The organism is Streptomyces katrae, assembly GCF_000966975.1.
Lineage (GTDB): Bacteria > Actinomycetota > Actinomycetes > Streptomycetales > Streptomycetaceae > Streptomyces > Streptomyces katrae.
The window spans coordinates 1-8,341 of the sequence record NZ_JZWV01000702.1; the positions used below are offsets into that span (position 1 = coordinate 1).

The following is an 8,341-nucleotide window of genomic DNA, read 5'->3' on the forward strand; positions in this document are numbered from 1 at the left end:
CCCCAGGGAACGGGCGAAGGGCGGGGCGGGAGACGGCTCCGCGCAGCGGCAGCCCGCACCCGGCCCCGGCCGACCGGCGCCCCACCCCCGGCGGGCGACCGGATAGCCTCGGGGCGACATCGGCGGGACGGAAACACAGAGGCAGAGGCAGGGGCACATGCACGGCAACGGCTGGCCGGCGAACGAACTGGAGCAGACGCTCGGAACGGCCCTCGGGCAGCCGGACGCCGGCCCCCGCATCCTGGAGGCCCTCGGCCGCAGCCAGGTCTGGATCCCGCTCCCGCAGGGCGGCGGCCCCGACAGCACCTCCCTCGACCTCCCCACCATGCTGATCGCCGGCGAGGCGTACGTCCCCGTCTACAGCTCCGAGGCCCAGTTCCGCTTCGCCGCCGGCCCCGCCATGGACTTCGCCGTCGCCCCCGCCGTGGAGTTCGCCCGCGGCCTGCCCCCGCAGCTCGGCATCGCGGTGAACCCGGAAGGCGCCGTGGGCGTCCCCCTGCCCCCCGCCGCCGTGGCACAGCTCTGCCGGGCCGGCCGGACCGAGCTCGACGGCCCCGCCAGCGGCGCCCGGGTCCGGCTCTTCGAGCCCGACTGGCAGGACGACCCCGTCGACTTCCTCGCCGCCGCCGCCGAGGAGTTCCGCGCCACCGGTGTGGTCACCGCCGCGCACCGCTGCCTCGCCAGCGTCGAGGGCAAGGCCCCCGAGCTCTACATCGGTGTCCAGCTGGTGGGATGGGACTCCGGCACCCGGACCGCCCCCCTGGAGGCGCTCGGCCGCGCCCTGGCCCGCGTACCGGCGCCCTGGCCGGTGCAGTTGATCCTGCTGGAGGCCGCCGACGACCCGGTCACGGACTGGATTCGTGAGCGCGTGCGCCCCTTCTACCTCCCGTAGCGCCGCTTAAGCTGTTCGGGACGTGGAGACGACGGGCGGACGAAGACGAAGAGGGGTACCCGGGTGAGTGCGTCAGGCACGGCCGCGGCCGGGCAGGTCGAGCACATGCTGCGCCAGGTGACTCCCGGGCGCTATGAGAGTTACGAGTCATTCCTGCACGCCCTCGCCGAGGGCCGGCTGTGGATGCTGCTCTGGCAGGGGCAGCCGGGCTCACCGGATGCCCAGTACGGCGGCATGGAGGTCGAGGGACTCGGTTACGCGCCCTGCGTGACCTCCCCGCAGGAGTTGGCCGCCAGCGGCTGGAACCGCGGCTACGAGGTGGTCACCGGCCGGGACATCGCCCGCGCCCTCTACCCCGACCGCTGGGGGCTGTGGGTCAACCCGCACGCCCAGGGCGGCGGCCTGGGCATCCCCTGGGCCGACCTGCGCCGGGTCGCGACCGGCCTGGACCGGATGCCGGCGGGGCCCCTGCGGCTGTCCGAGCCCGCCCTGGAGCTCCCGCAGTTCTACGGGCTGCTGACCCAGCACGCGCACCGCACCCCCGCCGTCCGCTCGCTGCGCCGCGCCTGGGTGCAGCCCGCGCTGGGGTCGGCGTACCTCGCCGTCGGGCTCGACCTGTACGACGCCTCCGCGCCCGCGCTGGAGTCCGTACGGGAGATGATGCGCCAGTCGGTCGGCGCGGTGCCCGAGGGCGTCCCGGTGTGCACGGTCGCGCTGGCGGACGAGCACGATCCGGTGGCCATGTGGCTGCGCGCACAGACCCGGCCCTTCTACGACCGCGAGGGTCAAGCGGCCGCCTACTGAGCCGTCAGGCCGGTTACCGAGTCTGTTACAGGGACATTTCAGGGTATGCCCGCACCGTGAGACGGGCCCTCCGAGACGACCTCCGGCCGTCGGGAACCACCGTTCCCGGCGGCCTTCCTCTTGTCCGGATTTCACCCCCGATGGGCGCCCAATTGGCGCACGCCTCCACGGAGTTGGGCGCCATGTCCCGTTTGGATACCGAACGGACGGTGTTGCTCCGCTGAGCCGCGAGCCGAGTCCGGATAACGGGAACTCAAGCCTCAGATCACGGTTGCGCATCCTTTCATCTGCGGGTCTGGCGGCTGGTCGAGCGCCCGATGAAGACTCCCCACCCAAGAGCCGGTCAGTCCTCCAGGACCCGGTTCGGTTCGTGCACTCCGCCAGTTGCTCCGCACAGCATTTCCCGCACCTCCGCACGTCCGCAGTCTTCGCATTCCTCGCGTATCCCCCTGCATCTCCCGCAGTTCCCGCACCAACGCCGCCACAGCGGCGGGCATGGGCCGACCACCGTCGGCCGAGAGGGGTCCCCACCACGATGACGGCACCACTGCACGACACGAGCGCGGAAACGCCCGCACCCGTGTCCGTAGCCGACGTCCCTGCCAAGGCCATCGAAGGCCGCTCGCCCGGACGCATCGCCTGGATGCGGCTCAGGCGCGACAAGGTCGCGCTGACCGGCGGCGTGGTCGTGATCCTGCTGATCCTGGTGGCGATCTTCGCGCCGCTGATCGTGAAGCTGCTGGGCCACGACCCCAACGAGTTCCACGAGGACCTGATCGACCCCGACCTGGGCACGCCGCTCGGCTCCCTCGGCGGCATCAGCTCCGACTACCTGCTGGGCGTCGAGCCGACCAACGGCCGCGACGTCTTCAGCCGGATCGTCTACGGCGCCCGCATCTCCCTGATCGTCGCCTTCCTGGCCGCCTTCGTCTCGGTGGTCCTCGGCAGCTTCCTGGGAGCCCTCGCCGGCTTCATCGGCGGCTGGGTCGACGGGGTCATCAGCCGCCTGATGGACCTGCTGCTGGCCTTCCCGCAGCTGCTGTTCACCATCGCCCTGGTCTCCGTCGTCCCCAACTCCGTCTGGGGCTTCGAGGGTTCGGGCGTACGGATGGGCGTGCTCATCCTCGTCATCGGCTTCTTCGGCTGGCCCTACATCGGACGCATCGTCCGCGGCCAGACGATCTCCCTGCGGGAGCGCGAGTACGTCGAGGCGGCGCGCAGCCTCGGGGCCGGCCGCGGCTACATCCTCGTCAAGGAGCTGATGCCGAACCTGGTCGCGCCGATCCTCGTCTACACCACGCTGATCATCCCGACCAACATCCTGACGGAAGCGGCCCTCAGCTTCCTGGGCGCCGGCGTCAAGCCCCCCACCTCTTCCTGGGGAAAGATGCTCTCCGACGCCGTCCCCATCTACCAGGACGACCCCATGTACATGGTGGTCCCCGGTATGACGATCTTCATCACCGTCCTGGCGTTCAACCTCTTCGGGGACGGGCTGCGTGACGCACTCGACCCCAAGGGCAGCTGAACCGCTTCTTCGATTCACCACCTATGGAGGTTGGACAACCGTGATCCGCAGAAAGCAGGCTCTCGCGATCGCCGCCGTGATCGCCGCCCTGTCGATGACCGCCGCGTGCGGTGGCGGCGGGGACAAGAAGGACGACAAGGCGGACGCCGCCGAGAGCGGCAAGGGCTACAGCGGTGCCGCCGAGGGCGTCATCAACGCCTCCGACGCCAAGGGCGGCGAGCTCAAGCTCTGGTCCCCGCAGGACGTCGACTACCTCGACCCGCAGCGCGCCTACTACGGCTTCGTGTGGGACATCCAGCGCCTGTACGTCCGCAGCCTGCTCGCCTACGACGCGAAGCCGGGCAAGGACGGCACCAAGGCCGTCCCGGACCTCGCCGAGGCCCTGCCGGTCGTCACCAACGACGGCAAGACCTACACCCTGAAGCTCAAGGACGGGGTGAAGTTCGAGGACGGCACGCCGATCACCTCGAAGGACGTCAAGTACGGCGTCGAGCGCGTCTTCGCGCAGGACGTGCTGTCCGGCGGCCCGACCTACCTGATCGACCTCCTCGACCAGGGCCAGAAGTACCCCGGCCCCTACAAGGACACCGACCCGGACAAGATGGGTCTGAAGTCCGTCCAGACGCCGGACGACAAGACCATCGTCTTCAACCTGGCGAGCGCGAACGCCGACTTCAGCTACCTGCTGGCCATGCCGACCTCCTCGCCCGTCCAGGCGAGCAAGGACACGGGCGCCACCTACACCAACAAGCCGCTCTCGACCGGTCCTTACAAGGTGGAGAGCTTCACCGCCGGCAAGGGCGCGACCTTCGTCCGCAACGAGAACTGGGACCCGAAGACGGACCCGATCCGCAAGGGCCTGCCGGACAAGGTCTCCTTCACGGTGACCACCAACCCGGACGACATGGACCAGCGCCTGCTCTCGGGCGACATCGACCTCGCCATCGACGGCACCGGTGTGCAGCAGGCCGCCAAGAACAAGATCCTCAAGGACGCGAACCTCAAGAAGAACGCGGACAACCCGTTCACGGGCTACATCCGCTACTTCGCCTTCCCGACCACGGTCGCGCCGTTCGACAACATCGAGTGCCGCAAGGCCGTCATCTACGCGGCCGACCCGAAGTCCCTCCAGACCGCCCGCGGCGGCCCGACCAGCGGTGACCTCGGCGCGAACATGCTGCCGCCCGGCGTCCCCGGCTCGGACAAGAGCTACGACCCGTTCGGTCTGACGAAGGGCAAGCCGCAGGAGGCCAAGGCCAAGGAGGCCCTCAAGGCCTGTGGCAAGCCGGACGGCTTCGAGACCACCATCGCCGTGCGCAACAACAAGGCGCCCGAGGTGAAGACGGCCGAGTCCCTCCAGGCCTCGCTCGCCAAGGTCGGCATCAAGGCGACGATCGACCAGTACGACGGCAAGCTCAACTCCTCCGTGATCGGTTCGCCCGAGAACGTGAAGAAGAAGGGCTACGGCATCATCGTCATGGGCTGGGGCGCCGACTACAACTCCGGCTCGGGCTTCCTCCAGCCGCTGGTCGACGGATCGTTCATCCTGCCCAACGGCAACAACAACTACACGATGATCAACGACCCGGAGATCAACGGCCTCTTCAAGACGGCCGCCACCAAGTCTCCGGAAGAGGCCGCGCCCTTCTACACGCAGATCAACCAGAAGGTCATGGAGAAGGCGCTCTACCTGCCGATCAACTTCGACAAGGCGCTCGTCTACCACAACCCGCGCCTGACGAACGTCTTCTTCAACGAGTCCTTCGGCAAGATCGACCTCGCCACCGTGGGCATCAAGCAGTAACAGCACCTCCGGCCCCCGGCCCGAGTCGTCACGTACCACGTAACACCACAGGCAAGTGCCTTCACCGCACATGCGCTAGTCCGAAGGGCAGGTGAAGGCCGCAGGCGGTGGCCGCCGCCCCCACGAGGGGCGGCGGCCACCCGCGCCGGGCGGCCGACTGCAGTGCTCGTCTACCTCATACGGCGGCTGTTCAACGTCGCCGCCACGCTGCTGGTGGTCTCCGTGGTCACCTTCGGCATCTTCTTCGCGGTCCCGAAGCTGACCGGCAGCGATCCCGCGCTCATGTACGCCGGACGCGAGACCAACGAGACCGCCCTGGCGGGCATCCGCGTGAAGATGGGCTTCGACAAGCCGATCTCCGAGCAGTACCTGCTCTTCGTCAAGGGAATCTTCGCCGGCCGCGACTACGACGGCGGCACGGGCGTCACGCACTGCGCAGCCCCGTGCTTCGGCTACTCCTTCAAGACCGAGGCGCCCGTCTGGCAGACCATGATGGACCGCATCCCCGTCACCCTCTCGCTCGCCCTCGGCGCAGCCGTCATCTGGGTGCTCGCGGGCGTGGCCACCGGCGTCGTCTCGGCACTCAAACGCAGGACCGCCATCGACCGAACGGTGATGGTCGGCGCCCTCGCCGGCGTCTCCCTGCCGATCTTCTTCACCGGCATGGTCGCCCCCGCGATCTTCGTCTACAGCCTCGGCTGGCTGGACGTCTCCAACTACAAACCCCTGACCGAGGATCCGCTGGCCTGGCTCAACAGCCTGATCCTGCCCTGGGTCACCCTCGCCTTCCTCTTCGCCGCGACCTACGCCCGCATCACCCGGGCGACCATGCTGGAGGTCCTCGGCGAGGACTACATCCGCACCGCCCGCGCCAAGGGCCTCAAGGAGGGCGTGGTCATCCGCAAGCACGCCCTGCGCTCCACCCTCACGCCGATCGTCACCATGTTCGGCCTGGACCTCGGTGGCCTCCTCGGCGGCGCGGTGCTCACCGAGACCACGTTCAACTTCCAGGGCCTGGGGACGGCGGCCGTGGCCGCCATCAGCCAGGGCGACCTCCCCGTGATCATGGGCGTCACCCTGCTCGCCGCGCTCTTCGTGGTGCTGGCCAACCTGATCGTGGACCTGCTGTACGCCGTCATCGACCCGCGCGTGAGGCTGACGTGACCGAGAACCAGAACAACGGCGCGCCCGCCTTCGTGCCCGAGCAGGGGAGCCCGCGCGACGGCGCCCCCTTCCTGTCCGTGCGCGACCTGAAGGTGCACTTCCCCACCGACGACGGCCTCGTGAAGTCCGTCGACGGCCTCTCCTTCGACCTCGAACGCGGCAAGACCCTCGGCATCGTGGGCGAGTCCGGCTCCGGCAAGTCCGTCACCTCGCTGGCCATCATGGGCCTGCACCGCACCGGCAACGCCCGCAGCCGCCCGCACATCTCGGGCGAGGTCGTCCTCGACGGCGAGGAGCTCGTCAGCGCCTCCGCCGACCACGTCCGCCGGCTGCGCGGCCGCAAGATGGCGATGGTCTTCCAGGACCCGCTCTCCGCGATGCACCCGTACTACTCGGTCGGCAAGCAGATCATCGAGGCGTACCGGACCCACCACGACGTCGACAAGAAGACGGCCCGCACCCGGGCCGTCGAGATGCTCGACCGCGTCGGCATCCCCGAGCCGCACCGGCGGGTGGACGCCTACCCGCACGAGTTCTCCGGCGGCATGCGCCAGCGCGCCATGATCGCCATGGCCCTGGTCAACAACCCCGAACTGCTCATCGCGGACGAGCCGACCACCGCCCTGGACGTCACCGTCCAGGCACAGATCCTCGACCTGATCCGCGACCTGCAGAAGGAGTTCGGCTCCGCGGTCATCATGATCACGCACGACCTCGGCGTGGTCGCCGAGATGGCCGACGACCTCCTCGTGATGTACGGCGGCCGCTGCGTCGAGCGGGGCTCCGCCGAGAAGGTCTTCTACGAGCCCCGGCACCCCTACACCTGGGGCCTGCTCGGTTCCATGCCGCGCATCGACCGCGACCAGACCGACCGGCTGATCCCGGTCAAGGGCTCGCCGCCCAGCCTCATCAACATCCCGAGCGGCTGCGCCTTCAACCCCCGGTGCCCCTACGCCGACGTTCCCAAGGGCGGCATCACCCGCACCCAGCGCCCCGAGCTGACCCAGGACGGCAGCCGGCAGCCGGCACTGGTCCGCCTGCCACATGTCGCAGGAGGAGCGGACCCGGATCTGGACCGAAGAGATTGCGCCGAAGCTGTGACCGACATGAACAAGCCCTCCGAGCCGGAGACCCTCCTCAAGGTGTCCGGACTGGTCAAGCACTTCCCCATCAACAAGGGGCTGCTGCGCCGGCAGACCGGGGCGGTCAAGGCCGTCGACGGGATCGACTTCGAGGTCCGGCGCGGTGAGACCCTCGGCGTCGTCGGCGAGTCCGGATGCGGCAAGTCGACGATGGGCCGCCTGATCACCCGCCTGCTGGAGCCGACCGGCGGCCGCATCGAGTTCGAGGGCCAGGACATCACCCACCTCGGCGTCTCCCAGATGCGCCCGCTGCGCCGCGACGTGCAGATGATCTTCCAGGACCCGTACGGCTCCCTGAACCCCCGCCACACCGTCGGCGCGATCGTCTCGGCCCCCTTCAACCTCCAGGGGGTCACCCCGGAGGGCGGCGTCAAGGCGGAGGTCCAGCGCCTCCTGTCCCTGGTCGGCCTGAACCCGGAGCACTACAACCGCTACCCGCACGAGTTCTCGGGCGGCCAGCGCCAGCGCATCGGCATCGCCCGAGCCCTGGCCCTGAAGCCCAAGCTCGTCGTCGCGGACGAGCCGGTCTCGGCGCTGGACGTGTCGATCCAGGCCCAGGTGGTCAACCTGCTGGACGACCTCCAGCAGGAGCTCGGGCTCACCTACGTGATCATCGCGCACGACCTCTCGGTCATCCGGCACGTCTCGGACCGCATCGCGGTGATGTACCTCGGCAAGATCGTGGAGCTGGCCGACCGCAAGTCCCTGTACGAGTCCCCGATGCACCCGTACACGAACGCCCTGCTCTCGGCCGTCCCGGTCCCGGACCCGAGGCGGCGCGGGGTCAAGAGCGGCCGCATCCTCCTCAAGGGCGACGTCCCCTCGCCGATCTCCCCGCCCCCCGGCTGCCGCTTCCACACCCGCTGCTGGAAGGCCACGGAGATCTGCAAGACCCAGGACCCGCCCCTGGTCGCCCTCAAGACGGGCCACGAGGTCGCCTGCCACCACCCGGAAAACGCAGAGGCCGCCACCCCGCCGGCATCCAGCCCCGCCGGCGTTTGAGGCGC

General features: G+C 69.4%; 5 protein-coding genes and 2 pseudogenes. All 7 read left to right on the forward strand.

Annotated elements, in window-relative coordinates; genetic code table 11:
• Positions 1-157: 157 nt before the first annotated feature.
• The gene (locus tag VR44_RS24550) at positions 158-892 is read left to right on the forward strand and encodes an enhanced serine sensitivity protein SseB (RefSeq protein WP_045949759.1); all 735 of its coding nucleotides are present in this window, start codon (positions 158-160) and stop codon (positions 890-892) included.
• A gap of 63 nt (positions 893-955) precedes the next feature.
• Positions 956-1,696, forward strand: coding sequence for an enhanced serine sensitivity protein SseB C-terminal domain-containing protein (locus VR44_RS24555; RefSeq protein WP_094191883.1), 741 nt, complete (start codon positions 956-958; stop codon positions 1,694-1,696).
• A 535-nt stretch (positions 1,697-2,231) separates the two neighbouring features.
• Complete coding sequence (locus VR44_RS24560) at positions 2,232-3,224, forward strand: ABC transporter permease (protein WP_045949761.1); 993 nt, start codon at positions 2,232-2,234, stop codon at positions 3,222-3,224.
• A 94-nt stretch (positions 3,225-3,318) separates the two neighbouring features.
• A complete protein-coding gene (locus VR44_RS24565; RefSeq protein WP_245692155.1) occupies positions 3,319-5,028 on the forward strand; it encodes an ABC transporter substrate-binding protein in 1,710 nt (569 codons plus the stop codon).
• A 162-nt stretch (positions 5,029-5,190) separates the two neighbouring features.
• Positions 5,191-6,192, forward strand: coding sequence for an ABC transporter permease (locus tag VR44_RS24570; RefSeq protein WP_045949763.1), 1,002 nt, complete (start codon positions 5,191-5,193; stop codon positions 6,190-6,192).
• A 32-nt stretch (positions 6,193-6,224) separates the two neighbouring features.
• Positions 6,225-7,293: pseudogene (locus VR44_RS47470) on the forward strand (ABC transporter ATP-binding protein).
• Between the two features lie 29 nt (positions 7,294-7,322).
• Positions 7,323-8,336: pseudogene (locus VR44_RS47475) on the forward strand (ABC transporter ATP-binding protein); the annotation flags it as partial.
• Positions 8,337-8,341 lie beyond the last annotated feature (5 nt).

Excerpts from the sequence above, each read along its gene's own strand:
- VR44_RS24550 (WP_045949759.1), top strand. The coding sequence starts at position 158 with ATGCACGGCAACGGCTGGCCGGCGAACGAACTGGAGCAGACGCTCGGA.
- VR44_RS24565 (WP_245692155.1), top strand. The coding sequence starts at position 3,319 with ATGACCGCCGCGTGCGGTGGCGGCGGGGACAAGAAGGACGACAAGGCG.
- VR44_RS24560 (WP_045949761.1), top strand. The coding sequence starts at position 2,232 with ATGACGGCACCACTGCACGACACGAGCGCGGAAACGCCCGCACCCGTG.